This is a genomic window from Streptomyces sp. NPDC013157 (assembly GCF_042899865.1).
Classification (GTDB): Bacteria; Actinomycetota; Actinomycetes; order Streptomycetales; family Streptomycetaceae; genus Streptomyces.
Genome location: NZ_JBIBAK010000019.1, coordinates 169665 through 193000 on the forward strand (window position 1 = coordinate 169665; position 23336 = coordinate 193000).

A 23336-nucleotide genomic window follows, 5' to 3' on the forward strand; every position below is an offset into this window, starting at 1 on the left:
GGGGTCCGGCGGGGTCTCTTGGTCCGTTCGGGGGCTCAACAGGCCCGAGCGCGTGCTCAGGAGAGCGTTTCGAGGGTGTTCCGGGAGGTACTCGTGAGGGTGACATCGGGTGCCCTCACGGTGCCCCCGGAAGCCTGGAGAGGCAGCTCACGAGGCATTGACAACGGGTCGTATCGGAAGTGGGTTCCCGCGGTCGGCCATGACCTGTGTCACGTGGGCGGCGGAGTGTAGCACGACCTTTGTGGAAGCTTGTGAAGGGGCGCACGAGCGGCCCCCTCGGGGCGGGTGGATACTCGATGCCATGAGCACCACGGAGCGTCCCAGGATCCTCGTAGTAGGCGGTGGGTACGTAGGCCTGTACGCAGCTCGGCGCATTCTCAAGAAGATGCGCTACGGCGAGGCGACCGTCACGGTCGTCGACCCCCGGTCGTACATGACCTACCAGCCCTTCCTCCCCGAAGCCGCCGCCGGCAGCATCTCCCCTCGGCACGTCGTCGTCCCGCTGCGACGCGTGCTGCCGAAGGCGGAGGTCCTCACCGGCCGGGTCACCACCATCGACCAGGACCGCAAGGTCGCCACGATCGCGCCGCTCGTCGGCGAGGCGTACGAGCTGCCTTTCGACTACCTCGTCATCGCGCTCGGCGCGGTCTCCCGCACCTTCCCGATCCCCGGCCTCGCCGAGCAGGGCATCGGCATGAAGGGCATCGAGGAGTCCATCGGCCTGCGCAACCACGTCCTCGAGCAGCTGGACAAGGCCGACTCGACGACCGACGAGGAGATCCGCCGCAAGGCGCTCACCTTCGTCTTCATCGGCGGTGGCTTCGCGGGCGCGGAGACCATCGGCGAGGTTGAGGACATGGCCCGCGACGCCGCCAAGTACTACAAGAACGTGTCCCGTGAGGACATGCGCTTCGTCCTCGTGGACGCCGCCGACAAGATCCTTCCCGAGGTCGGCCCCAAGCTCGGCCTCTACGGCAAGGAGCACCTGGAGAGCCGTGGCGTGGAGATCTACCTCTCCACCTCGATGGACTCCTGCGTCGACGGCCACGTGGTGCTGAAGAACGGCCTCGAGGTCGACTCCAACACGATCGTGTGGACGGCCGGCGTCAAGCCGAACCCGGCGCTGGCCCGCTTCGGCCTGCCGCTCGGTCCCCGCGGTCACGTCGACACCGCGCCGACCCTCCAGGTGCAGGGCACCGACTACATCTGGGCCGCGGGCGACAACGCCCAGGTGCCGGACGTCGCCGCCCGCAAGGCCGGCGTCGAGAACGCCTGGTGCCCGCCGAACGCGCAACACGCGCTGCGGCAGGCCAAGGTCCTCGGCGACAACGTGGTCTCCGGCATGCGGGGCTTCCCGCAGAAGGAGTACAGCCACGCCAACAAGGGCGCGGTCGCCGGTCTGGGTCTGCACAAGGGCGTCGCGATGATCGTCCTGGGCAAGACCAAGATCAAGGTCAAGGGCCGTCTCGCCTGGTACATGCACCGTGGCTACCACGGTCTGGCGATGCCGACCTGGAACCGCAAGATCCGCATCTTCGCCGACTGGACGCTCGGCATGTTCCTCAAGCGCGAGGTCGTGTCCCTGGGCGCCATGGAGAACCCCCGCGAGGAGTTCTACGAGGCCGCCAAGCCCGCTCCGGTCGCCGCCCCGAAGGCCGAGGAGAAGGCCAAGGCCTCCTGACCCCGGTCACCGGTCGCTGAACCGTCCGAAGGGCCTCCCGCCATCCGTGGTGCGGGAGGCCCTTCGGCGTGCCCGGGGGCCGGCGCGATTACATGCTGGCTACATCTGTTTTGCCCAGTCGTAACTCCTTTGCGGGACTGCGCGGCTGCCCTCACGGTGTTTACGTGGTAACCGGCATCCGGGATCGATGTCTTGGAGGTGTGCGCCATGGCCGACGCCGCGTCGCGGCTGAGGAGTGTTGCCGAGCAGGTGCTGGGAGTCCCGCTCCCGGTACGGCTGCGGGCCTGGGACGGATCGGAGGCCGGGCCGCCGGGTGCGCCGACGCTCGTCGTGCGCAACCGCCGCGCCCTGCGCCGCATGTTGTTCAAGCCGGGCGAACTGGGCCTGGCCCGCGCCTGGGTCGCCGGGGACCTGGACATCGAGGGCGACCTCTACGGCGCCCTCGCGGTGATGTCCGGACTGATCTGGGAGCGCGGGGAGGACGACCGCACCCTCGCGCAGGCGCTGCGCGACCCGCGTGTGCGGGCCGCCGTCCGGGAGCTGGTGAGGCTCGCCGGGCCGCCCGTCCCGCCCGCCCCGCCCCGCGAGGAGGTGCGCAGACGGAGCCATCTGCACACCCGCCGCAGCGACAGACAGGCCATCAGCCACCACTACGACGTGGGGAACGACTTCTACGGGATCGTCCTCGGGCCGTCGATGGTGTACTCGTGCGCCTACTGGGAGGACGGCGGTACGTTGGAGACCGCCCAGCGCGACAAGCTCGAACTCGTCAGCGCCAAGCTCGGCCTGAGGCCCGGTCAGCGGCTGCTCGACGTCGGCTGCGGCTGGGGGTCGATGGCGATCCACGCGGCCCGCGAGCACGGCGTGAGCGTCGTCGGGGTCACCCTCTCCCAGGAGCAGGCCGCGTTCGCCCGTAAACGGGCCGCTGACGAGGGTCTGACGGACCGGGTGGAGATCAGGGTCCAGGACTACCGGGACGTCAGGGACGGTCCGTACGACGCGATCTCGTCGATCGGGATGGCGGAGCACGTGGGGGCCGAGCGGTACCTGGAGTACGCGCGGGAACTGCACGGGCTCCTCAAGCCCGGCGGACGGCTGCTCAACCACCAGATCGCGCGGCGCCCGCAGCGCGACGAGTCGGCGTACCACGTCGACGAGTTCATCGACGCCTACGTCTTCCCGGACGGCGAGCTCGCCCCGATCGGCACCACCGTCACCCAGCTGGAGCGGGCCGGGTTCGAGGTGCGGGACGTGGAGTCGATCCGCGAGCACTACGCCCGCACCCTGCGCCGTTGGGTGGCCAACCTGGAGGCCGACTGGCCGCGGGCCATGCGGCTGACCAGCCCCGGCCGGGCCCGTGTCTGGCGGCTCTACATGGCCGCCTCCGCCCTCGCCTTCGAACACAACCGCATCGGCGTCAACCAGGTGCTGGCCGTCCGGACCCCGGACTCCGGTGCCTCCGGGCTGCCCCTGCGCACCCGCGTCTGGCAGAACTGAGCCCACGCACGGACCGGCCCACACCCGGACCGGCCCGCGCACCGACGAAAGGGGCCCCGCGTCACCCGCGTGGGCCCCTTCGCCGTACGTCCGCTGCCTGCTACTCGGCCTTGATCGCCGCCAGCACGTTCAGCTTCGCCGCGCGGCGGGCCGGCCACAGGGCCGCCAGGACGCCGACCGTGCCGGCCAGGAGCAGGAAGACCGCCATCCTCGCCCAGGGCAGCACCAGTTCGTACGTCGGCATCCGGGAGCCGACCAGCTGACCGGCCGCCCAGCCGAAGAACACGCCGAGGCCCAGGCCCAGCACCCCGCCGAAGAGCGAGATGACCAGGGACTCCAGGCGGACCATCCGCTTGACCGCCTTGCGGTCCAGGCCGATCGCGCGGAGCATGCCGATCTCCTGGGAGCGTTCGAACACCGACATGGCCAGGGTGTTGATGACACCCAGGACCGCGACGATCACCGCCATCGCGAGGAGCCCGTAGACCATGTTCAGGATCAGCGTGAACGCCTGTGCGATGGAGTCGGACAGGTCCTGCTTGTCCTGGACCTTGATCGCCGGGTTGGAGCCGAGGGCCTTCTCCAGCCTGTCCTTGGCCGCGCTCGACGCGCCGTCCGCCGTCTTGACCATGACCTGCATGTCGGCGGGGTCGGTCTCGTGCGGGGTGAGGGTGGCGCTGTCGAGCATGATCCCGCGGATCACCTGGTTGCCCTCGTACACCCCGGCGACCGTCAGCCGCTGCGACTTCCCGTCCTCGTAGTGGACGGTGAAGACGGAACCGGCCTTCCAGCCGTGCGACGTGGCGGTGTCGTCGTCCACGGCGACGTCCGAGCCGCCGACCTTGAAGGCGCCGCTGTCCACCGTGAGGTCGGTGAGCTTTCCGATCGCCGAGCCGTCGACGCCGGTCAGGAACTCGGTCTCGCCGTCGATGCGGGAGGCGGCGTTGCTGAGCGGGCTGGAGGCGGTCACGCCGTCGGTGGCCGCGACCTTCTTCGCGACGTCGGGGGAGAGCGCGTTGCCGTTGGCCATCGAGACGATGTAGTCCGCCCGGATCGCCGAGCTCGCCATCTTGTCGATGGACTTCTGCAGGCTGCCCGCCATCACCGTCATGCCGGTGATCAGGGTCAGGCCGATCATCAGCGCGGAGGCGGTGGCGGCGGTACGGCGCGGGTTGCGCACCGAGTTCTGGCGCGCGAGCTTGCCGGCGACGCCGAACCCGCGCAGCAGCGGGGCCGCGGCCGCGATCAGCGGACGGGACAGCAGCGGGGTCAGGACGAAGACGCCGATGATGAGGAGGACCGCGCCGAAGCCCATCGGGGCCTGGCCGTCGCTGCCGCTCATCGTCGTCGCCGCCAGGATCACCGCCACGCCCGCCGCCGAGAACAGGGCGCCGATCGTGTTGCGCAGCACCAGCGACTTGGTGGTCGGGGCGGCGTGCAGGGCGCTCATCGCGGCCACCGGCGGGATCTTCGCGGCGCGGCGGCCGGGCAGCCAGGCGGCCAGCATGGTGATGACGATGCCGACTGCGAGGGCGGCGGCCACCGTGCCGGGGCTGACGACCAGCGGGCCGTCCGGGACGGTCGCGCCGAACGAGCCCAGCAGCGAGCGCAGTCCGGCGCCGATGCCGATACCGGCGACCAGACCGGTCACCCCGGCCACCGCGCCGACCACGAACGCCTCGATCAGCACCGACCGGGTGACCTGGCGGCGGGAGGCGCCCACCGCGCGCAGCAGGGCCAGCTCCTTGGTGCGCTGGGCGACCAGCATGGTGAAGGTGTTGGCGATGATGAACGTGCCGACGAACAGCGCGATGCCGGCGAAGACCAGCAGACCCGAGCGCAGGCCGCTCATGCTGCTGGAGATCTGCTCCGCCTGGTCGTCGGCGAGCTTCTGCCCCGTGGTGGTCTCCACGAGCTTCTTCGGAAGGGCCGCGTCCAGCTGGGACTTGAGGGCGGCCTGGCCGGTGCCGGACTTCGCGGTCACGTCGATCTCGTCGTACGCGCCCTTCTTGCCGAACAGCTGCTGCGCGGTCGCCGTGTCGAACAGGGCGAGGCTGCCGCCGGCCGCGACGTTGCCGTCGTCGGTGGTGAAGATGCCGGCGACGGTGGGGGTGAGGACCGGGCCGTCGACGGAGATGCGCACGGTGTCGCCGACCTTGTAGCCGGCCCGCTCGGCGGTCCTGGAGTCGATCAGGACCTCGTCCTTGCCGCTCGGCGCGTGGCCGCTGACCAGCGGGTAACGGGCGTCCTTGGTGCCCCAGTAGTTGCCGCCCTCCGACTGCCAGCCGCCGCCGATCAGCTTGCCGTCCTTGTCGGCGATCGCGGTGAAGCCGGAGACGACTCCGGTGGCGGAGGCGGCCCCGGGAACCTTCGCTGCCTTGTCGAGCACGGCCTGGGTGAGGTCGGGCGTCTTGCCGACCTTGTCGCCCTTGGAGTCCTGGTACTTGGCGGTGACGGCGACGTCGACGCCCTTGAAGCCCTTGGCCGAGCTGTTCTGGTAGGCGTCCGAGATGGTGTTGGTGAAGACCAGGGTGCCGGAGACGAACGCGACGCCGAGCATGACGGCGAGCACGGTCATGAGCAGCCGGGCCTTGTGCGCGAGGACGTTGCGCAGGGCGGTGCGGAACATCAGCTGGTGCGGCCCTTCGCGTCGAACTGCTTCATGAAGTCCAGGACCGTCTCGGCGGTCGGGCGGTACATCTCGTCGACGATCCGGCCGTCGGCCAGGAAGACCACGCGGTCGGCGTACGCGGCCGCCACCGGGTCGTGGGTGACCATGACGACGGTCTGGCCCAGCTCCCGCACCGAGTTGCGCAGGAAGCCCAGCACCTCGGCGCCGGAGCGGGAGTCGAGGTTTCCGGTCGGCTCGTCACCGAAGATGATCTCCGGCCGGGAGGCGAGGGCACGGGCCACGGCGACGCGCTGCTGCTGGCCGCCGGAGAGCTGCGAGGGACGGTGGCCGAGGCGGTCCCGGAGACCGACCATCCGGATCACGTCGTCCAGCCACTGCTTGTCCGGTTTCCGACCCGCGATGTCCATCGGGAGGGTGATGTTCTCCAGCGCGGTCAGCGTCGGCAGCAGGTTGAACGCCTGGAAGATGAACCCGATCTTGTCCCGGCGCAGCTTGGTCAGCTGCTTGTCCTTCAGGGAGCCCAGCTCGGTGTCGCCGATCCGCACGGAACCGGAGGAGAAGGTGTCGAGGCCGGCCACGCAGTGCATCAGCGTGGACTTGCCGGAGCCGGACGGCCCCATGATCGCGGTGAACTCGGCCTGCCGGAACTCGACGGTGACCCGGTCCAGGGCGACCACCTGGGTCTCGCCCTGGCCGTAGATCTTCGAGAGGTCCGTGGCACGTGCGGCCACGGAAGTGGTCCGCCGGTCGGCGATCGGTGTGGTGGACACGGAAGGGCGCTCCTGTCGGGACGACGGCGTTCATGGGGACCGCACCATCGTCTCGGCCGAACCGGCCCGTGTAGTCAGCCGCAGTTCCGGTTCCGGGGGGCGACCAAGGGGGGACCGGCGGGGCACCGCGTCATACCTGGGGATGACACCGAACCCCGAGACCCGATCCGGAACAGGGCGCTCCCGGTCGTCGAGAACAGGTGGAGCCCCCTTGTTCGGACGGTGAAATTCCGTCATTCCGTGTACGCGTGCACCCACCGCACGTAACGCTATTGGCAAGTGCGGATGGCTCGTTCCGGGTGCTGATGCTCCCTCAGACGTCAATAAAATAAGACAACATCGGGTCGCCCGTCCGCTGTTCGGGGGATGCCTCCCGATAGGGTCGGAGCCTCGTAGCGGAGCCCATGGCCTGCCCGGATGGTGGAATGCAGACACGGCGAGCTTAAACCTCGCTGCCCCTCGCGGGCGTACCGGTTCAAGTCTGGTTCCGGGCACTTCCCGCACCTCTCGTGGGTGGCGCCACTCACCTTCGGCGTCGGCTCACCCTCGGCCCCGACTCACTCCCGGCGTCGGCTCACCCCTCGTAGACGGTCAGCACGGCGCCGTCGACCTGGATGCGGCGGCCCGCGCGCATGCCGTTGCGGCGCAGGGTGCGCAGGCACTCCTCGAAGAGGGCGAGTTCGGCCGGGTCCAGGATGGCGGCGGCCAGGTCCAGCAGCTCGGTGACCGAGGCGTCGGTCAGCACCTCGGGCAGTTCGCCGGACAGCAGGACGACGGACTCGCCGTCGGGTTTGCGGACCACGGCCGTCGCCGGTCCGCCGTGCACGAACAACACATGTCCCCCTGAGAGCCCGTGGTCGTGCGGCTCTCGCGTTCCCGGGCAGTGAGGCAGAGACTAGCGGCGGATCTTGACGCTTTCGTGCGGAGTTGGATTCTTTTTCCGACTTGACGGAAGAGTGTCCGGCTGCGGTCCGGCGGCGCTCACTTCTCCCGGGGTGCGCGGTCCAGCAGCGATTCGACGAGCGCGGTGACGTGCCGGCGGTCGTCGGCCGACAGTTTCTGGACGCTGGCGATGAGCAGCGCGACCTCGGGATCGGCGGTGCCGGCGTCGGCGGCGCCGTGCGGCTCCGCGGCCGGTGAGGTGCCGTACACGTGGATCCCGCAGGCCTCGGCGGCGGCGCGGCGCACCGCCTCCAGGGGGAGCTCCAGCCCCTTGGCCAGGCCCTCCAGGGTGGTCGCCTGGGGCATGCGGACCACGCGGTCGGTGGTGGCCAGGTGGTGCACGGTGGAGCGGGGGATGCCGCCGCGCCGTGCCACGTCGCCGTAGGACCAGCCCTTGCGGTCGAGGTGCTCACGGATCAACTGCTGCAGTGCGTTGGCCACTGACCGTCACTTCCTGCTCGCCGCCTGCGGGGTCCTGCCATGTCGCGGCCGATTCTACGGGCGGGTAGGCGATCGGCCGAGAGGGTGATTTCCCGAAGGGGTTGCGCGGCGGGTTCTCGAGCCCGTAGTGTCCAATCTCGTTGGACAGCACGTCCGACCAGATTGGACAGAGTCCGGGGGGAACCTGACTCGATCCGATCGGAAATGTCTATCCCTGAGGGGGAAAAGATCATGATGGATGCCCATGAGCTCGAGGCCGAGTCCGCGGAGCTGCTGCCGGGCCGTGAGGCCCTGGGCCGGCTGAAGTTCGGCTTCGGCAAGACGGTCAACGTCACCAAGCACATCGCGAACATCGACGCGTCCAACCAGTCCGCCGCGCTGAACGACCACTCGGCGTGGTCGGTGGCCGACTCCGGCGCCGGTCAGACCATCAGCGTCCACCAGTAGTACCGCCCTGGCGCACGGCGCCGGCACCGAGTTCGACCTCAACCTCACCGCACACGAAACGAAGGGACATCCGTCATGGGCATGGACATGAACGAGCTGGAGAACGAGTCCGCCGAGCTGCTCCCGGGCCGCGAGGCCCTCGGGCGCCTGAAGTTCAGCTTCGGCAAGACGGTCAACGTCACCAAGCACATCGCCAACATCGAGGCGTCCAACCAGTCCGCCGCGCTGAACGACCACTCCGCCTGGTCGGCCGCCGAGTCGTCGGCCTCGCAGACGATCAGCGTCACCCAGTAGTCCCCAGGAGCGCCACCGCCGTCGCCCCGGCGGTGGCGCTCCCGGCAGTTCGGGGGGAACACATCGGGGATCCGGGGGGAGACCACACATGACGGTGCTCGGGGACGGGGCTGCCGCACTCTACGACACGGGCCCGGTGCCCGGACCCGGCGGCTGGCCGGTGACCTACGAGCAGGTGGCGACGGGCAACCTGCCGGTGGTCGACCCGCCGTCGCCGGTCCCGAGGCTCAGCGCGGGGCTGCAGCTGCACGGTGAGTACCAGGGGTCGGGATTCACCGAGCCCAAGTACATCGCCCGTCGGGGGGACGGGCAGGTCGTGCAGCTGTCCAGACTGCTGTACCTGGTGGCGTCGTCGGTCGACGGCGTCCGCGATGCCGAGGCCATCGCCCACCGGGTCAGCGCCCGCTTCGGACGCGAGGTCAGCGGGGAGAACATCCGCTACCTCGTCGAGAAGAAGCTGGAACCGCTGGGCGTGACGGTCCCGGAGGGCCAGGAGGGCGACGAGGTCGAGGCCCCGCGCTCCGACCTGCTGCTCGCCCTCAAGGGCCACCGGGTGATCTTCAACGAGCGGCGTACGGCGAAGATCGCGCGTTCGCTGGCGTGGCTGCACCGGCCGGCCGTGGTCGCGCTGGTGCTGGGCTCGGCCGTCGCCATGGACGTCTGGCTGTTCGGGTTCTTCGGGGCGATCGAGCCCGTCCTGGAGGTGCTCGACCAGCCGGTCCTGATCCTCGTCGTCTTCGTGCTCACCGTGGCCTCCCTCGTCTTCCACGAGTTCGGACACGCCTCCGCGTGCAGATACGGAGGAGCCCGTCCCGGCTGCATCGGGTGCGGGCTCTTCCTCATCTGGCCCTCGATGTACACCGACGTCACCGACGTCTACCGGATCGGACGGGGCGGCCGGCTCCGCACCGACCTGGGCGGCGTCTACTTCAACGTCGTCTTCATGCTGGCCATGGCCGGCGCCTACTTCGCCACCGGGGCCCAGTTCTTCCTGGCCGCGGTGTATCTCGGGCACTTCGAGATCATGGAACAGCTGATGCCGGCCGTGCGGCTGGACGGCTACTACATCCTCGGCGACCTGGCCGGGGTCCCGGACCTGTACGGCAAGATCAAGCCGATCCTGCTGGGCCTGGTGCCGGGGCCGAGGGGGGACCGGGCCCGTGAGGAGGTCGCCGGGCTGAAGAAGTCGGCGCGGGCCATCGTCGCCACCTGGGTGCTGACGATGGTCCCGCTGATCATCGGCGAACTCGGGTACGCGCTGTGGAACCTGCCGCGCATCCTCACCACGATGACCCGCTCGCTGACCGAGCAACTCCTCGGCACCGGCGGCGCGTTCGTGCACGGTCAGGTGGTCGAGGGGCTGGTCGGGACGATCGGCTGCGTGATGCTGCTGTGCCCGATGGCCGGTGTCGTCTACCTGTCCGTGAAGATCGGCGGCCGGATCTTCCGGGCCGCGCAGCGCTCCACGGCGGGCCGGCCGAAGCTCCGGCTGGCGATCTGCGCCCTCGCCCTCGCCGGGCTCACCGGGCTCAGCTACGCCTGGATGTCCGGGGTGACCCCGAAGCCGTTGCCCAAGCAGCCGCCGATCGCCCCGATCCTCCAGCCGGGGGTGCCGACCGAGGAACCGCCGCCGGCACGGCAGGCCTCGACCCCGGACCGGCCGGCGGACTCCGGTGCCCCCTCGGACACCGTGCCCGGCGGGCCGTCCGGCTCGGCCGGAGCGAGCGGCGGGCCTTCGGCAGGGGAGACGTCGCGCGGCGCGTCCGCCTCCGCGTCGCCCTCCGCCTCGGTGCCGGGCAGCCCCGGGAAGGGCGGACCCACCAGGTCGCAGGCGCCGGCCAGCGGGGGACCGGTCACCGAACCGGTGTCCTCGCCGCCGGAGAGCGTGCCGGCCTCGCCGACACCCACTCCGTCGGAGAGCGTCCCGGTCTCCCCGACCCCCAGCCCGTCCCCGCCGCCGGCCACCGACTCGGCGACCCCGGCCCCGGCCACGTCCTGACGCCAGGCCACGTCCTGACCTCGGGCCATGTCCTGGCACCGGACCGCGGCTGACACCGGGCCCCGGCCGCGCCCGGCCGCCGGGCTGCCCGGCCACGTCCTGACGAGCGGCCCCAGAACCACCTTCCGCAGCAGTACAGGAGCACAGGAGCACTCCATGAGCAGTCACCGAAAAACCCGTACCACCCCAGGTCCGCTCACCCGGCGGGCCGTCCGGATCGGCCTGTTCGCCGCCGGGGTCGCCGGGGCGGCCACCGCCGTACCCGCGCAGGCGGCCACCGCGGCCCCGCACGCCGCGGTCGTCTCCGACCACGTCTTCAGCCACGCCGACCGCGGGCACCACACCCAGATCAGGGACTCCTTCACGATCCGCCAGTTCGGCACGGTGAACGCCGCCGCCGTCCGCAACCAGGCCAACGCCGTCTCGGCCGGCTGCTCGGCGGACGACCACTGCCGCTCGGTGGCCCTCTCCTTCCAGATCGTCACGATCGGCGGGGAGCACACCCACCTGAACGCCGTGAACCTCAGCGACGCCGCCAACAAGGAGTGCACGGGCTGTCAGACCCTCGCCGGGGCCTACCAGTTCGTGGTCTCCACGCCGACCGCGCTGCGCTTCGACAGGGCCACCCAGGACAGGCTCGCCGACATCCACCGCCGGCTCGACGCGCTGACCCGCTCCACGCTGCCCGCCGACGAACTGCGCTCGAAGGCCGACGGGCTCGCCGCCGAGGTCACCGCCGTCCTGCACGACGCGGTCGCGAACGCCCCGAAGGGCGACCCGCAGAAGGACGTCACGCTCCACCGTCACCTGGACGGCTGGCCGGGTCGCTGACCCGTCCCGCAGTCCCGCACACCGGCCGCCGGGCCCGCGACCGCCTTCCGCGGGCCCGGCGGCCGGCCGCGTTCCGGGACCCGCCTCCCTCCATTGACAGGGGACACCACCGGACGGAGACTCGGGATCGGAAGGTGAAAGAAATTTCACCAGACGAACAATCTACTCTCGGAACCCCGGGCGACGACGCCCGTCCACGGAAGGGAACGACCGATGCGCACCACCGTCGGCATCATCGGAGCCGGACCCGCCGGGCTCCTCCTCGCGCGGCTGCTGCACAACGCGGGCATCGACTCGGTCGTCCTGGAGAGCCGCGACCGCTCCTACGTCGAGCACCGCCAGCGCGCCGGGATCCTGGAGCAGGGCACGGTGGACGTGCTGCGCGCGGCCGGCGCCGGGGAGCGCATGGACCGCGAGGGCCTGCGCCACGACGGCATCGAGCTGCGGTTCGCGAAGCAGCGCCACCGCGTCGACTTCCCCGGCCTCACCGGCGGCCGGTCCGTGATGGTCTACGCCCAGACCGAGGTCTGCAAGGACCTCATCGCCCTCCAGCTCAAGGAGGGCGGCCCGCTGCTCTTCGAGGCGGAGGCGCTGGCGGTGGAGGACGCCGAGAGCGAGCGGCCGCGGATCCGGTTCCGGCACGAGGGCCGCGAGGACGTCCTGGAGTGCGACTACGTCATCGGGTGCGACGGCTTCTGGGGGGTCGCCCGCACCGCGTTCCCCGAGTCCCTCTCCCGGGTCTTCGAACGGACCTACCCCTACGCCTGGCTGGGCATCCTCGCCGACGTCGCCCCCTCCCACGACGAACTGGTCTACGCCCGCCACGACCGGGGCTTCGCCCTCCTCTCCATGCGCTCCCCGTCCGTCTCCCGCCTCTACCTCCAGGTCCCGGCCGGCACCGACGCCGGGGAGTGGACCGACGAGGCGATCTGGGACGAGCTGGAGCGGCGCTTCGAGACCGACGACGACTGGCGCCTGGAGCGCGGCCCGATCACCCAGAAGTCGGTCACGCCCATGCGGTCGTACGTCCATGAGCCCATGCGGCACGGCCGGGTTCTCCTCGCCGGGGACGCCGCCCACATCGTGCCCCCGACCGGCGCCAAGGGGCTGAACCTGGCGGTGGGCGACGTCGTGACCCTCGCCCGCGCCCTGGTCCACGAGCGGGACACGGGCTCGCCCGACCTGCTCGACGCCTACTCGGCGACCTGCCTGCGCCGCGTCTGGCAGGCCGAGCGGTTCTCGTACGACATGACGAGCATGCTCCACCCCGGCCCCGGCGACACCCCCTTCGACGCCCGGCTCCAGCTGGCCCGGCTCGGCCGGATCGCCTCCTCCCGGGCGGCCGAGACCGACCTGGCGGAGGCCTACACCGGCTTCCCGCTGGACGCCTGAGGGATCTCCGGCCGATTCCGGTCGTGTTCCGGCTTCGTCATGGAATGAAGCCCTCCGTGGCCGGGAATCAGGGCTCCGCGTAGCGTGTTGCGCAGCACGGTGAGGGAAAGATCCTCCGCAGGTAGTAGGGTCAGTCTTTTGCCAATCCATTACTCTTGACGCCAAGGCCACGCAGGGTGGCCATGGAGGAGTGAAATGAGGAGCAGCAACCCGGTCTTCTCGCGACGGGGGTTCAGCCGCGACAACGGCTACGCGGGCTTCAACACCGCGCCGCAGGCCGGGTACGCACAGGGCAACCCGTACGCCCAGGGCGGCAACCCGTACGCGCAGAACCCGTACGCGAACAACCCGTACGCCCAGCAGGACCTCCAGCAGGGTGCCCCGCCGCAGGCCCCGGCTACCACCGGCCGGATGACGATGGACGACGTCGTCATGCGCTCGGGCATGACGCTCGGCACGGTCGCCGTCGGCGCGGTCCTCGCCTGGGCGCTGCTGCCGATCTCGGCCACCAGCTACGGCCTGGCCATCGGCTCCGCGATCATCGCGTTCGTCCTGGCCATGATCCAGAGCTTCAAGCGCACCCCGGTGCCCGCGCTGATCCTGGGATACGCCGCCTTCGAGGGCGTCTTCCTCGGCGTCATCAGCGAGATGTACAACAGCCAGTGGAGCGGCGCCCCGTTCCAGGCGGTGCTCGGCACCCTGGCGGTCTCGGCCGCGACACTGCTGGTCTACAAGGCCGGCTGGATCCGCGTCACCGCCCGCTACGCCCGCATCGGCATGGCCATCGCCATCGCCTTCGTGCTGGTCATGGCGGTCAACCTGCTGCTGGTCGCGTTCGGCGTCGCCGACAACGGCGGACTGCGCAGCTTCGGCCCGCTCGGCGCGATCGTCGGCATCATCGCGATCCTGCTCGGCGCGTTCTTCCTGACCCTCGACTTCAAGCAGATCGAGGACGGCATCGCCTACGGCGCCCCGAAGAACGAGGCCTGGCTGGCCGCGTTCGGCCTCACCATGACGCTGGTGTGGATCTACGTCGAGATGCTGCGCCTGGTGGCGATCTTCAGCAGTAACGACTAGCCGCGCGAGACGAGCTGAGAAGGGCCCCGGGGTCGTCACCCCGGGGCCTTTCGCCGTCTGTGTGCGTGCGCGCCTAGAGAAGTTTGCGCGCGGCCCTCCTCAGGTCGTACTCGTGGATCAACGCCTTCGCGTGGCCGTACGCGAGGTTGTGCTCGTGGCGGAGCCAGCTGACCTTTTCCTCGAAGCGGAAGAGGGCCGGGCCTTCGTCGACGGTACGCAGCCAGTCGGACACTTCACGACCGGTGCAGTGGGGGATGCGGGCGAGCATGTTGCGATGGGTCTCCTCGGAGAAGACTTGGGACATCGGCGCCTCCGGTGCGCAAAGGGGGTTGTAGCCGGTCCTTCACGTCACCGTGCCTGAGTGTCGGCGTGTTGGCAACAGTCGTGACAGGACAGCCGGGTCCTGCCGGGAGAGCCGACGGGAGGCGTTACGCTCGCGGCGTGGTTGATACGACGCCTCTTACCCGTGCAGTGGAGCATTTCGCCGACAAGCTGAGGGCGGCACCGCAGAGCCGGTTGCAGAGGGGGGCCGCCGCGGAGGCGCTGGGGCTGGCGCGGGAGTTGGCCCGGTGGGCGCAGGCCGTCGAGGAGCCGGGCGCCGAGAGTCGGGAGATGCCGGACGCCGGGATGTTCGCGGTGGCCGACCAGATCACGGTGGCCGGTAACGACTTGGCGGTGGTACTGAAGAACGAGGCCGAGGTGGGGGACGCGGTGCGGCTGGTGGAGGAGGCGCAGAAGAGGGCCGGGGTCTGAGGCCGCGCGTTGTCGGGTGCGACCAGCCCCCACGCACCCGCACCCGACGACGCGCCTCGAAAAGTCAGAGCGACGCTATGACCCGGTCCGCCAGGATGTACACGTTCTCTTCCCCGCACGCGAACGTCAGCGTGTAGGCGCCGGAGATCCCCGACCCGCCCAGCAGGTACGGCGTCTCACCGGCGCCCAGGGCGGCAGCCAACCGCTCCGCCGTCTCCCGGTGCCCCGGCGTCATGCACAGGGTCGTGCCGTCGGCGAAGACGTAGACGTCCAGCGTGCCCAGCGGGCCCGGGCGGACGTCGGAGAGCTCGACCTGGGACTCGGCCAGCTGCTCCAGCGTCGCGACCGTGCGCTCATGGTCGTTCACCACCGGCGACTGCACCGGTACGAAGTCCGGGTGGGACGGGTGACGGCGGCGGGCCGCCGCCAGTTCCGCGGACTCCCCGGTGAACTCGTCGGCCTCCGCCGTCGGCTCGGCGACCGGCTCCAGCCCCACGAAGTCCGTCTGCCGGGGCAGGAACGGCTCGCCGTCCGCCAGGCCCAGCAGCGACGGCGCGTCGGAGGCGTCACGCGCCTCCTGCGCGGCCCAGAAGGCCCGTGCCTCGGCCAGCTCCCGCTCCCGCTCCTCGGCCAGCGCCTCCGCCACGGCGGCGCGTATCTCCTCGGCGTCGGCATGGCTGCGAGCCGCCGGCATGAGGGCGCGCAGGGTCGCGGCCTGGTTCTGGGCAAGCTGGGTGTGCAGCTCGGCGACCTGACGGCGCAGCTTCAGTACGGTGCGCAGGACAGCGACGCCCACGGCGCCCGTGGCGGCCGTGGTGAGCAGCAAGGCGATCGGCATGGCGCTCACTGACGTACTCCCGGTTCAAAGTCGACCCCCCGACTTCCTACATCAGCTTGAAGGGTGGACTATCAAGCTGTCAGTGCGTAACGTCACGAAACGGACAGGACTTTGACCCTGGGGTTTGCTTCGGCAGCCACGCTGACCTGCGGTGATACCCCCTCCGAGGGAGATACGTCACATCCTGGGGGAGATTGGATCACAAATCGGCCCGGCGTTCGGGGTTTTCTCGAACACCGGGCCGCGGTGTCACGGTGGGTCCCGTGACGGTCACTCAGGGGTGACCGGGGGTCGTGCGGTGGGGCTCAGCTGAGGCGCTCGATGACCATCGCCATGCCCTGGCCGCCGCCGACGCACATCGTCTCCAGGCCGAACTGCTTGTCGTGGAACTGGAGCGAGTTGATGAGCGTGCCGGTGATGCGGGCGCCGGTCATGCCGAAGGGGTGGCCGACGGCGATGGCGCCGCCGTTCACGTTCAGCTTCTCCAGCGGGATGTTCAGGTCGCGGTAGGAGGGGATCACCTGCGCGGCGAACGCCTCGTTGATCTCGACCAGGTCGATGTCGTCGATGGTCAGGCCGGCGCGCTGCAGCGCCTGCTTGCTCGCCTCCACCGGGCCGAGGCCCATGATCTCGGGGGAGAGGCCGGTGACGCCGGTCGACACGATGCGGGCGAGCGGGGTCAGGCCCAGCTCGCGGGCCTTGGTGTCGCTCATGATGACGACCGCGGCGGCGCCGTCGTTGAGCGGGCAGCAGTTGCCGGCGGTGACCAGGCCGTCGGGGCGGAAGACCGGCTTCAGGCCCGCGACGCCCTCCAGGGTGACGCCGGCGCGCGGGCCGTCGTCCTTGCTGACGACCGTGCCGTCGGGGAGGGTGACCGGGGTGATCTCGCGCTCCCAGAAGCCGTTCTTGATGGCTTCCTCGGCGAGGTTCTGGGAGCGGACGCCGAACTCGTCCATGTCCTGGCGGGTGACGCCCTTGATGCGGGCCAGGTTCTCGGCGGTCTGGCCCATCGCGATGTACGGGTCGGGGAGCAGGTCGTCCTCGCGCGGGTCGTGCCAGGTGGAGCCGGTCGACGCGGCGGTGGCGGCGGTACGGGCCTGGGCCTCGTCGAAGATCGGGTTCGTGGTGCCCGGGAGGCCGTCGGAGCTGCCCTTGGCGTAGCGGGAGACCATCTCGACACCGGCCGAGATGAAGACGTCGCCCTCACCGGCCTTGATCGCGTGCAGCGCCATGCGGCTCGTCTGCAGCGACGAGGAACAGTAACGGGTGATCGTGGTGCCGGGCAGGTAGTCCATGCCCATCTGCACGGCGACGATCCGGCCGAGGTTGTAGCCCTGCTCGCCGCCGGGGAGGCCGCAGCCGAGCATCAGGTCGTCGATGTCCCTGGGGTCCAGCTCGGGGACCTTGGCGAGGGCGGCCTGGATGATCGTCGCGGTGAGGTCGTCGGGGCGCAGGTCCTTGAGGGAGCCCTTGACGGCGCGGCCGATCGGGGAACGGGCGGTCGAGACGATGACGGCTTCGGGCATCTCACGGCTCCATGGGCGTACGGGGGTTGACAGGGGTGCTTGGGAAGTTACCCGTACGTATGTCATCGGTCACCGGTGTCGGGGTGTGACACTGGCCGCACTTTCTAAGCGCTTGCTTTTTGGGTGCCGAGGGGAAGTGGGTCCGTGCGGGTGCGTGGGGGTTGCTCGCGCAGTTCCTCCCCCAGCCTTCGGCCGGGGGTACCCCCAGCGCCCCTTACGGGGCGCTGCCCAGCCGCTCCTTTTCAGCGGCACCTTGCAAGCGCCGCTAAGCGCCCCCCGGCCCACCGGCGCCCTGGTCGGTCGTACCCGCCCTGGACCTCGCCTCTTCGGAAGCCTGGTCGGACGGGAGTGGCTCCACCTGCTGGCGCCGGCGGCGTTTGAGCAGGGCCCACGGGCCGCGCGGCCCGGTCGGCATCGCCGCCGTGACCTCCGTGCCGGCCTCGGCCGCCGCCTCCGCCGCGGCCTGGGCGACCGGCAGGAAGCCCTCGCGGCGGGTGACGTCGGGCCGCTCCTCCTCCGACGGCCAGAGGCCGAGGGCCGCGCAGACCGTCGGCAGCACCGCCATCGCCGCCGTGGCGTAGCCCTCCGCCGAGGGGTGGAAGTTGTCGGGGCCGAACAGCTCGCGCGGGTTGGCCGCGAACTCGGGGCCGAGCAGGTCGCCCAGCGACACCGTGCGGCCGCCCTGCTCCACCGTCCCGATCGTCTGGGCCGCCGCCAGCTGCCGGGACGCCCGCCGGGCCAGCCAGCGCAGCGGCTGCCGTACCGGCTCGATCGTGCCCAGGTCGGGGCAGGTGCCGACCACGACCTCGGCCCCCGCCGTGCGCAGCCGGCGGACGGCCGCCGAGAGGTGACGTACCGAGCGGGTCGGCGGCATGCGACGGGTGACGTCGTTGGCGCCGATCATGATCACGCAGACGTCGGGGACGGGCGAGGCCGTGCCCAGCACCAGGGCGACCTGGCGGTCCAGGTCGTCGGACTGGGCCCCGGGCAGCGCCACGTTGCTGAGCTGCACCGGGCGTTCCGCGACCGCGGCGAGGCCGGACGCCAGCAGCGCGCCCGGCGTCTGGGCGGCGCGGTGCACACCCTGCCCGGCCGCCGTGGAGTCGCCCAGCATGGTCAGGCGGATGGGCGGCTCACCGCAGGCGTCGTACCCTCCCCCACCCTCGGCTTCGCTCGGGTGGGGGGACCCCCACCCGTAACGGCCGTCCGCCATCGGCACCCGGCCGCCGCTGTTGCCGTTGTGCACCGCCGTCCTGGCCATCCGCACCTCGGCCAGCACCAGGCCCACCGCGGCCGCGCCGACCAGCCCGACCCCGCCACCGCCGTACGCCGCCCCGGCTGCGATCCGCCGGGCCACCCGCGCCCTCGACATGTTCGTCATGCGTCGCCGCCACCTCCTCGTTGCCGCTCATCCACTCCTTGCCCCGTACAGCCCGTGCGTCAATCTCAACGGGGAGTGAACCTCCGGAGCGGGGCCTTAGGCTGGCCACACCACTAGGACCACACCTTTTGCAAGCAACCGGAGACAACGGTGCGATTCCACGACTCGATGATCAGCCTCGTCGGCAACACCCCGCTGGTGAGACTCAACAGCGTCACCCAGGGCATCCAGGCCACCGTGCTCGCCAAGGTCGAGTACTTCAACCCGGGCGGTTCCGTGAAGGACCGCATCGCGCTGCGGATGATCGAGGCCGCCGAGAAGAGCGGGGAGCTGCAGCCCGGCGGCACCATCGTCGAGCCGACCAGCGGGAACACCGGCGTGGGGCTGGCGATCGTGGCCCAGCAGAAGGGGTACAAGTGCATCTTCGTGTGCCCCGACAAGGTGAGCACCGACAAGATCAACGTGCTGCGGGCGTACGGCGCCGAGGTCGTCGTCTGCCCCACCGCCGTCGACCCGGAGCACCCGGACTCGTACTACAACGTCTCCGACCGGCTGGTCCGCGAGACGCCCGGCGCGTGGAAGCCGGACCAGTACTCCAACCCGAACAACCCCCTTTCGCACTATCACTCGACCGGCCCTGAGCTGTGGGAGCAGACGGAGGGGAAGATCACCCATTTCGTGGCGGGCGTGGGGACCGGCGGCACCATCTCCGGCACCGGGCGCTACCTGAAGGACGTCAGTGACGGCCGCGTGCAGGTCGTCGGCGCCGACCCGGAGGGGTCCGTGTACTCCGGCGGCTCCGGGCGGCCGTACCTCGTCGAGGGTGTCGGCGAGGACTTCTGGCCCACCGCCTACGACCGGACCGTCGCCGACGAGATCGTCGCCGTGTCGGACAAGGACTCCTTCCAGATGACCCGGCGGCTGGCCAAGGAGGAGGGCCTGCTCGTCGGCGGCTCCTGCGGCATGGCCGTCGTGGCCGCGCTCCGGGTGGCCGAGCGGCTCGGCCCGGACGACGTCGTGGTCGTGCTGCTGCCGGACAGCGGCCGCGGCTACCTGAGCAAGATCTTCAACGACGAGTGGATGGCCGACTACGGCTTCCTGGAGGACGAGGGCCCCAGCGCCCGCGTCGGCGACGTGCTCAGCGACAAGGCCGGCGGCTCCATCCCCTCCCTCGTCCACATGCACCCGGACGAAACCGTCGGGCAGGCCATCGAGGTGCTGCGCGAGTACGGCGTCTCGCAGATGCCCGTCGTCAAGCCGGGCGCGGGCCACCCGGACGTGATGGCCGCCGAGGTCGTCGGCTCGGTCGTCGAACGCGAGCTGCTCGACGCGCTGTTCAGCAAGCGCGCCTCCCTGGAGGACCCGCTGGAGAAGCACATGTGCGCCCCGCTGCCCCAGGTCGGCTCCGGCGAGCCGGTCGGGGACCTGATGACGGTGCTGGGCGCGGCCGACGCCGCGATCGTCCTCGTCGAGGGCAAGCCCACCGGTGTGATCAGCCGACAGGACCTGCTGGCCTTTCTCGCCAAGGGCGGCAAGCAGTAGCGAACGTCCGGTGAACGGCCCGTGACCCCGCGGAACTTGCTGTTTCCTGTCCAAGTGGCGGACTTCGCGGAAGTGGTACGAGCGTGTCACGTGCGCGCAGCACCCGCTTAACACGGGTCAGGCAGATTAGTGGGTGTCGGCAGGGCGGGAGCGGCTCCCCGCCTCGGCCGACACCGAACGTCCAAGGACCTCCGGAGCGGCTCCCGGACCTCCATGGACGCCCGGACGTGAGACCCGGCCCTGACCCGGTCCATGTCCCTCGCGGGGACCGCCGTCGTCCCGCCCCCCGTTCACGGGGGTGCGGCGGTCCCCGCGCATTACTTTTCCCGGCTCGCTTCCCGGCTCATGCCGTCGTCGCCCAACTGCCCAGCAGCGCCAGCCGCTCCGCCGTCTCCGAGCCCGGCTCCGGGGTGTACGCCACGATCGTCTGATCCGGGTCGGTCGGGACCGTGAGGGTCTCGTAGGGGAGGGTCAGCAGGCCCGCCACCGGGTGCTGGATGCGTTTCGTGCCGTACGCGCACTCCTTGACCTCGTGGTCCGCCCACAGCCGGCGGAAGTCCGCGCTCTTGACGGAGAGTTCGCCGACCAGCGCGGCCATGCGGGGGTCGTCGGGGTGCCTGCCGGCGTCGATGCGCAGGTTGGCGACGGTCTGGGCGGCGACGGCGGTCCAGTCCGGGTAGAAGCCCGCGGCCGCCGGATCGAGGAAGACCTGGCGCGGGATGTTCCGCTCGGCCGGGGCCAGGGCGCTGAACCCGTTCACCGCGTCGCCGAGCGCGTTCCAGGCCAGCACGTCCATCCTGCGGCCCAGCACGAACGCGGGCGTCCGTTCCATGCCGTCCAGCAGCAGCTGTACGCCGGGGCGGACCCGGGGGCGGTCCGGGCGTGCGGTGCTCTTCTTGTGCGGGCGGGCCACCGTCAGCAGATAGGCGTGCTCGGTCTCGTCCAGGCGCAGGACCCGGGCGATGGCGTCGAGCACCGCGTCGGAGACTCCCCCAGGTCCTCTGCCCTGTTCGAGACGGATGTAGTAGTCGACGCTCACCCCCGCCAGCTGCGCCACCTCCTCGCGGCGCAGGCCCGGTACGCGGCGCCGCCCGTGCGAGGGCAGCCCCACCTCCTCGGGCTGGATGCGGGCGCGGCGCGAGCGCAGGAAGTCTCCGAGTTCCCCGTCCATGGGTTCGATCGTAGGGGAGCGGCGCCCCGCCAACCTGGTTCTGCCAGACCCAGGAAAAGCTCAGCCCTGGGTAGGCCGCCCGGACCCGGCGAGTGTGGAGACACGCCACCGGGGCGGTCCCGGCGGCACTGACCAGGGAGTACCTCATGTCGTACGACAACCTGTCCGGCCGTACCGCCGTCGTCACCGGTGCCGCCAGCGGGATCGGGGCGGCCGTGGCGCTGCGGCTCGCCGAGTCGGGAGCCCGGGTGGCGCTGCTCGCCCGGCGGGCGGACCGGCTGGAGACGGTCGTGGCGAAGATCCGGGCGAACGGCGGGGAGGCCCTCGCCGTCGTCGCCGACGTCACCGACGACGCCTCCGTGCAGGCGGCGGCCGACGCCGTGCACGCGGCCTACGGGAGCGTCGACCTCGTCGTCAACAACGCCGGCGTCATGCTGCCCAACCCCGTCGACGACGGCCGTATCGACGAGTGGCAGCGGATGCTCGACACCAATGTGACCGGGGTCCTGCGGGTGCTGCGGGCCTTCACCGGGGACCTGGTGGCGGCCGCGGCCGAGGGCCGTACCGCCGATCTCGTCAACGTGTCGTCCATCGGCGCGCACGTCGTCTTCCCCACCTTCGCGGTGTACGGCGCCACCAAGGCTGCCGTCACCTTCCTCTCGCAGGCCCTGCGCGCCGAGTTCGGGCCGCGTGACGTGCGGGTCACCAACGTCGAGCCGGGGCTGACGGACACCGAACTCGGCACGCACATCGACGGCGAGGAGCTGCGCGAGCAGGTGGCGGGCATGTTCGACGGGATGGGCGCACTGGCCGCCGAGGACCTCGCCGACCTGGTCGGCTACGTCGTGAGCCGGCCCCGGAACGTCAACCTGCGGCAGGTCGTGGTCCAGCCGACCCGGCAGGTGTGAGGCGGTCCCGCCCCGGTCCTGCCCCGGGTCCTGCCCCGGTCCTGGTCCTGCCCCGGATCCTGCCTTGGATCCGGCCCCGGGTCAGTCCTCGTGGTCGCGGTCGGCCCGGTGGAACATGCCGGGGTTGAGGCGGACGGCCTGGGTCATGTTGACGCCGACGATGCCGATCCAGGTGACGATCACGCCCGTCATGCCGCCGAACGCGCCGCTGATCGCCGAGAGCGGGATCGCCAGCACCAGCGACACGATCCCGAAGCCGAAGCGTTCGCCCCAGGAGTCGGTGCCCTTCGGCCTGCGGGCACCACGGGCCGCCTGCATCTGCTGCTCGGCCAGGCCCCGGCGCAGCCGGCGCTCCACAGCGGAGTCGATCCGCTGGTCGATCTTCTCCAGGAAGGAGTCGACCAGTTCCGACTCGTACTCCGGCCCCAGGTCCCTGCGGGCGTGCAGGGTGGCGGCGAGGTCCTTCTTCAGCTCGGTGTCGTGAACGTCCGTCATGGCGTCCACGCTAGGGGCCGCGAGAGCCTGCCGCACTGGGGAAATCCCCCGCATCCGACGGGGGGACCGCCCTCAGGGCAGCAGCGACACCAGCCCGCTGCCGGCGTCGAACCGGGCCGCGACCACCGACGCCCCCGCGAACCCGGAGTCCGCCCGGATCGCGTCCCGCGCCCACACCGTCTGGGCCCGCATGGTGTGCTCGGCCCAGTCGCCGGGCAGCGCCCTGGTGCGGCGGGCGGCCGGTGCGATCTCGTCGACGAGGAGTTCCAGGTGACCGGGGACGGGCGCGCCGGTGCGCAGCCGGGCGAGGGTGGCGGCGACGGCTCCGCAGCCCTCGTGGCCGAGGACCACGACCAGCGGGACGCGCAGTTCCTGCACGCCGTACTGGAGGGAACCGAGCACCGCCTCGTCCAGGACCTGGCCGGCCGTCCTTATGGTGAGCAGGTCGCCGAGGCCCTGGTCGAAGACCAGTTCCGGGGCGGCCGCGGAGTCCACGCAGCCGAGCACCACCGCGAACGGGTGCGGTGCCGCGGCCCGGCGCCGGCGGGCGCGGCCGGTGGCGTACCGCCGGTTGCCCTGGAGCAGTTCGTCGAGGGCCGCGCTCGCCGAGTCGGGGACGACGGCCGCCGGCGAGAGGGCGACGGCCGGCGCGCCGACGGCGGTGGCCGTCGGAAGGGCCCTGGGGTTCGAGGCCATGACGCTTCCTCAGGTGCTGGCGC

General features: G+C 71.1%; 22 protein-coding genes. 11 read left to right on the forward strand and 11 right to left on the reverse strand.

Going from position 1 to position 23336, the window contains the following annotated elements; genetic code table 11:
- Positions 1 to 301 precede the first annotated feature (301 nt).
- Both ACFY6U_RS42110 and ACFY6U_RS42115 read left to right on the forward strand, forming a co-directional pair.
- Positions 302 to 1681, forward strand: coding sequence for an NAD(P)/FAD-dependent oxidoreductase (locus tag ACFY6U_RS42110; protein ID WP_093502015.1), 1380 nt, complete (start codon positions 302 to 304; stop codon positions 1679 to 1681).
- Between the two features lie 207 nt (positions 1682 to 1888).
- Positions 1889 to 3178, forward strand: coding sequence for a class I SAM-dependent methyltransferase (locus ACFY6U_RS42115; protein ID WP_390047004.1), 1290 nt, complete (start codon positions 1889 to 1891; stop codon positions 3176 to 3178).
- Between the two features lie 100 nt (positions 3179 to 3278).
- On the opposite strand, the gene ACFY6U_RS42120 is transcribed toward ACFY6U_RS42115, so the two are convergent.
- From ACFY6U_RS42120 to ACFY6U_RS42135, 4 genes are all read right to left on the reverse strand, one after another.
- Positions 3279 to 5807, reverse strand: a complete 2529-nt coding sequence (locus tag ACFY6U_RS42120; RefSeq protein WP_390047006.1) for an ABC transporter permease — start codon at positions 5805 to 5807, stop codon at positions 3279 to 3281.
- On the reverse strand, positions 5807 to 6580 hold the full coding sequence (locus ACFY6U_RS42125) for an ABC transporter ATP-binding protein (protein ID WP_351489225.1): 774 nt from the start codon (positions 6578 to 6580) through the stop codon (positions 5807 to 5809). Before ACFY6U_RS42125 ends, ACFY6U_RS42120 begins: the two co-directional genes overlap by 1 nt.
- A gap of 574 nt (positions 6581 to 7154) precedes the next feature.
- Positions 7155 to 7415: a hypothetical protein gene (locus tag ACFY6U_RS42130; protein ID WP_390047008.1), complete on the reverse strand. Its 261-nt coding sequence runs from the start codon at positions 7413 to 7415 to the stop codon at positions 7155 to 7157.
- Between the two features lie 146 nt (positions 7416 to 7561).
- Complete coding sequence (locus ACFY6U_RS42135) at positions 7562 to 7963, reverse strand: helix-turn-helix domain-containing protein (RefSeq protein WP_390047010.1); 402 nt, start codon at positions 7961 to 7963, stop codon at positions 7562 to 7564.
- A gap of 231 nt (positions 7964 to 8194) precedes the next feature.
- Between ACFY6U_RS42135 and ACFY6U_RS42140 the strand changes: the two genes are divergently transcribed.
- The 6 genes from ACFY6U_RS42140 (at position 8195) to ACFY6U_RS42165 (ending at position 14003) form a co-directional block, all read left to right on the forward strand.
- On the forward strand, positions 8195 to 8410 hold the full coding sequence (locus tag ACFY6U_RS42140; RefSeq protein WP_351489231.1) for a hypothetical protein: 216 nt from the start codon (positions 8195 to 8197) through the stop codon (positions 8408 to 8410).
- A gap of 75 nt (positions 8411 to 8485) precedes the next feature.
- Positions 8486 to 8704 carry a hypothetical protein gene (locus tag ACFY6U_RS42145; RefSeq protein ID WP_390047012.1) on the forward strand — a complete coding sequence of 73 codons (219 nt, stop codon included), beginning with the start codon at positions 8486 to 8488 and terminating at the stop codon, positions 8702 to 8704.
- Between the two features lie 88 nt (positions 8705 to 8792).
- Entirely contained in the window at positions 8793 to 10703 is a 1911-nt protein-coding gene (locus ACFY6U_RS42150; protein ID WP_390047014.1) for a hypothetical protein, read from the forward strand.
- A 156-nt stretch (positions 10704 to 10859) separates the two neighbouring features.
- Positions 10860 to 11534 (forward strand): hypothetical protein, encoded by a 675-nt coding sequence (locus ACFY6U_RS42155; protein WP_351489237.1) that lies wholly within the window; start codon positions 10860 to 10862, stop codon positions 11532 to 11534.
- A gap of 213 nt (positions 11535 to 11747) precedes the next feature.
- Positions 11748 to 12926, forward strand: a complete 1179-nt coding sequence (locus ACFY6U_RS42160; protein ID WP_390047016.1) for a 4-hydroxybenzoate 3-monooxygenase — start codon at positions 11748 to 11750, stop codon at positions 12924 to 12926.
- 195 nt (positions 12927 to 13121) lie between these two features.
- On the forward strand, positions 13122 to 14003 hold the full coding sequence (locus ACFY6U_RS42165; RefSeq protein ID WP_390047018.1) for a Bax inhibitor-1/YccA family protein: 882 nt from the start codon (positions 13122 to 13124) through the stop codon (positions 14001 to 14003).
- A 73-nt stretch (positions 14004 to 14076) separates the two neighbouring features.
- On the opposite strand, the gene ACFY6U_RS42170 is transcribed toward ACFY6U_RS42165, so the two are convergent.
- Positions 14077 to 14307, reverse strand: coding sequence for a DUF4287 domain-containing protein (locus tag ACFY6U_RS42170; RefSeq protein WP_093502087.1), 231 nt, complete (start codon positions 14305 to 14307; stop codon positions 14077 to 14079).
- A gap of 137 nt (positions 14308 to 14444) precedes the next feature.
- Between ACFY6U_RS42170 and ACFY6U_RS42175 the strand changes: the two genes are divergently transcribed.
- Positions 14445 to 14756, forward strand: coding sequence for a hypothetical protein (locus ACFY6U_RS42175; RefSeq protein WP_293994137.1), 312 nt, complete (start codon positions 14445 to 14447; stop codon positions 14754 to 14756).
- Between the two features lie 64 nt (positions 14757 to 14820).
- Here ACFY6U_RS42175 and ACFY6U_RS42180 read toward each other — a convergent pair whose 3' ends face one another.
- The 3 genes from ACFY6U_RS42180 to ACFY6U_RS42190 form a co-directional block, all read right to left on the reverse strand.
- Positions 14821 to 15603 (reverse strand): hypothetical protein, encoded by a 783-nt coding sequence (locus ACFY6U_RS42180; RefSeq protein WP_390047020.1) that lies wholly within the window; start codon positions 15601 to 15603, stop codon positions 14821 to 14823.
- 296 nt (positions 15604 to 15899) lie between these two features.
- Positions 15900 to 17120 carry an acetyl-CoA C-acetyltransferase gene (locus tag ACFY6U_RS42185; protein WP_390047022.1) on the reverse strand — a complete coding sequence of 407 codons (1221 nt, stop codon included), beginning with the start codon at positions 17118 to 17120 and terminating at the stop codon, positions 15900 to 15902.
- A 265-nt stretch (positions 17121 to 17385) separates the two neighbouring features.
- Positions 17386 to 18501 carry an SGNH/GDSL hydrolase family protein gene (locus ACFY6U_RS42190; protein WP_390047024.1) on the reverse strand — a complete coding sequence of 372 codons (1116 nt, stop codon included), beginning with the start codon at positions 18499 to 18501 and terminating at the stop codon, positions 17386 to 17388.
- Between the two features lie 150 nt (positions 18502 to 18651).
- On the opposite strand from ACFY6U_RS42190, the gene ACFY6U_RS42195 reads away from it, so the two are divergent.
- Positions 18652 to 20043 (forward strand): cystathionine beta-synthase, encoded by a 1392-nt coding sequence (locus tag ACFY6U_RS42195; protein ID WP_351489255.1) that lies wholly within the window; start codon positions 18652 to 18654, stop codon positions 20041 to 20043.
- 343 nt (positions 20044 to 20386) lie between these two features.
- Here the strand turns inward: ACFY6U_RS42195 and ACFY6U_RS42200 are convergent, their stop codons facing one another.
- The gene (locus tag ACFY6U_RS42200) at positions 20387 to 21214 is read right to left on the reverse strand and encodes a helix-turn-helix transcriptional regulator (protein WP_390047026.1); all 828 of its coding nucleotides are present in this window, start codon (positions 21212 to 21214) and stop codon (positions 20387 to 20389) included.
- 146 nt (positions 21215 to 21360) lie between these two features.
- On the opposite strand from ACFY6U_RS42200, the gene ACFY6U_RS42205 reads away from it, so the two are divergent.
- On the forward strand, positions 21361 to 22122 hold the full coding sequence (locus tag ACFY6U_RS42205; RefSeq protein WP_351489259.1) for an SDR family oxidoreductase: 762 nt from the start codon (positions 21361 to 21363) through the stop codon (positions 22120 to 22122).
- A gap of 81 nt (positions 22123 to 22203) precedes the next feature.
- Here the strand turns inward: ACFY6U_RS42205 and ACFY6U_RS42210 are convergent, their stop codons facing one another.
- Positions 22204 to 22617 carry a hypothetical protein gene (locus ACFY6U_RS42210; protein ID WP_351489262.1) on the reverse strand — a complete coding sequence of 138 codons (414 nt, stop codon included), beginning with the start codon at positions 22615 to 22617 and terminating at the stop codon, positions 22204 to 22206.
- A gap of 72 nt (positions 22618 to 22689) precedes the next feature.
- The gene (locus ACFY6U_RS42215; protein WP_390047029.1) at positions 22690 to 23313 is read right to left on the reverse strand and encodes a carbonic anhydrase; all 624 of its coding nucleotides are present in this window, start codon (positions 23311 to 23313) and stop codon (positions 22690 to 22692) included.
- Positions 23314 to 23336 lie beyond the last annotated feature (23 nt).

What these genes read in the sequence shown, in the direction of transcription:
- ACFY6U_RS42210 (WP_351489262.1), bottom strand. Translation starts at nt 22,617, where the DNA reads ATGACGGACGTTCACGACACCGAGCTGAAGAAGGACCTCGCCGCCACC.
- ACFY6U_RS42150 (WP_390047014.1), top strand. Translation starts at nt 8,793, where the DNA reads ATGACGGTGCTCGGGGACGGGGCTGCCGCACTCTACGACACGGGCCCG.
- ACFY6U_RS42200 (WP_390047026.1), bottom strand. Translation starts at nt 21,214, where the DNA reads ATGGACGGGGAACTCGGAGACTTCCTGCGCTCGCGCCGCGCCCGCATC.
- ACFY6U_RS42140 (WP_351489231.1), top strand. Translation starts at nt 8,195, where the DNA reads ATGATGGATGCCCATGAGCTCGAGGCCGAGTCCGCGGAGCTGCTGCCG.
- ACFY6U_RS42185 (WP_390047022.1), bottom strand. Translation starts at nt 17,120, where the DNA reads ATGCCCGAAGCCGTCATCGTCTCGACCGCCCGTTCCCCGATCGGCCGC.
- ACFY6U_RS42110 (WP_093502015.1), top strand. Translation starts at nt 302, where the DNA reads ATGAGCACCACGGAGCGTCCCAGGATCCTCGTAGTAGGCGGTGGGTAC.
- ACFY6U_RS42190 (WP_390047024.1), bottom strand. Translation starts at nt 18,501, where the DNA reads ATGACGAACATGTCGAGGGCGCGGGTGGCCCGGCGGATCGCAGCCGGG.
- ACFY6U_RS42215 (WP_390047029.1), bottom strand. Translation starts at nt 23,313, where the DNA reads ATGGCCTCGAACCCCAGGGCCCTTCCGACGGCCACCGCCGTCGGCGCG.
- ACFY6U_RS42145 (WP_390047012.1), top strand. Translation starts at nt 8,486, where the DNA reads ATGGGCATGGACATGAACGAGCTGGAGAACGAGTCCGCCGAGCTGCTC.
- ACFY6U_RS42115 (WP_390047004.1), top strand. Translation starts at nt 1,889, where the DNA reads ATGGCCGACGCCGCGTCGCGGCTGAGGAGTGTTGCCGAGCAGGTGCTG.
- ACFY6U_RS42205 (WP_351489259.1), top strand. Translation starts at nt 21,361, where the DNA reads ATGTCGTACGACAACCTGTCCGGCCGTACCGCCGTCGTCACCGGTGCC.
- ACFY6U_RS42160 (WP_390047016.1), top strand. Translation starts at nt 11,748, where the DNA reads ATGCGCACCACCGTCGGCATCATCGGAGCCGGACCCGCCGGGCTCCTC.
- ACFY6U_RS42120 (WP_390047006.1), bottom strand. Translation starts at nt 5,807, where the DNA reads ATGTTCCGCACCGCCCTGCGCAACGTCCTCGCGCACAAGGCCCGGCTG.
- ACFY6U_RS42170 (WP_093502087.1), bottom strand. Translation starts at nt 14,307, where the DNA reads ATGTCCCAAGTCTTCTCCGAGGAGACCCATCGCAACATGCTCGCCCGC.
- ACFY6U_RS42155 (WP_351489237.1), top strand. Translation starts at nt 10,860, where the DNA reads ATGAGCAGTCACCGAAAAACCCGTACCACCCCAGGTCCGCTCACCCGG.
- ACFY6U_RS42165 (WP_390047018.1), top strand. Translation starts at nt 13,122, where the DNA reads ATGAGGAGCAGCAACCCGGTCTTCTCGCGACGGGGGTTCAGCCGCGAC.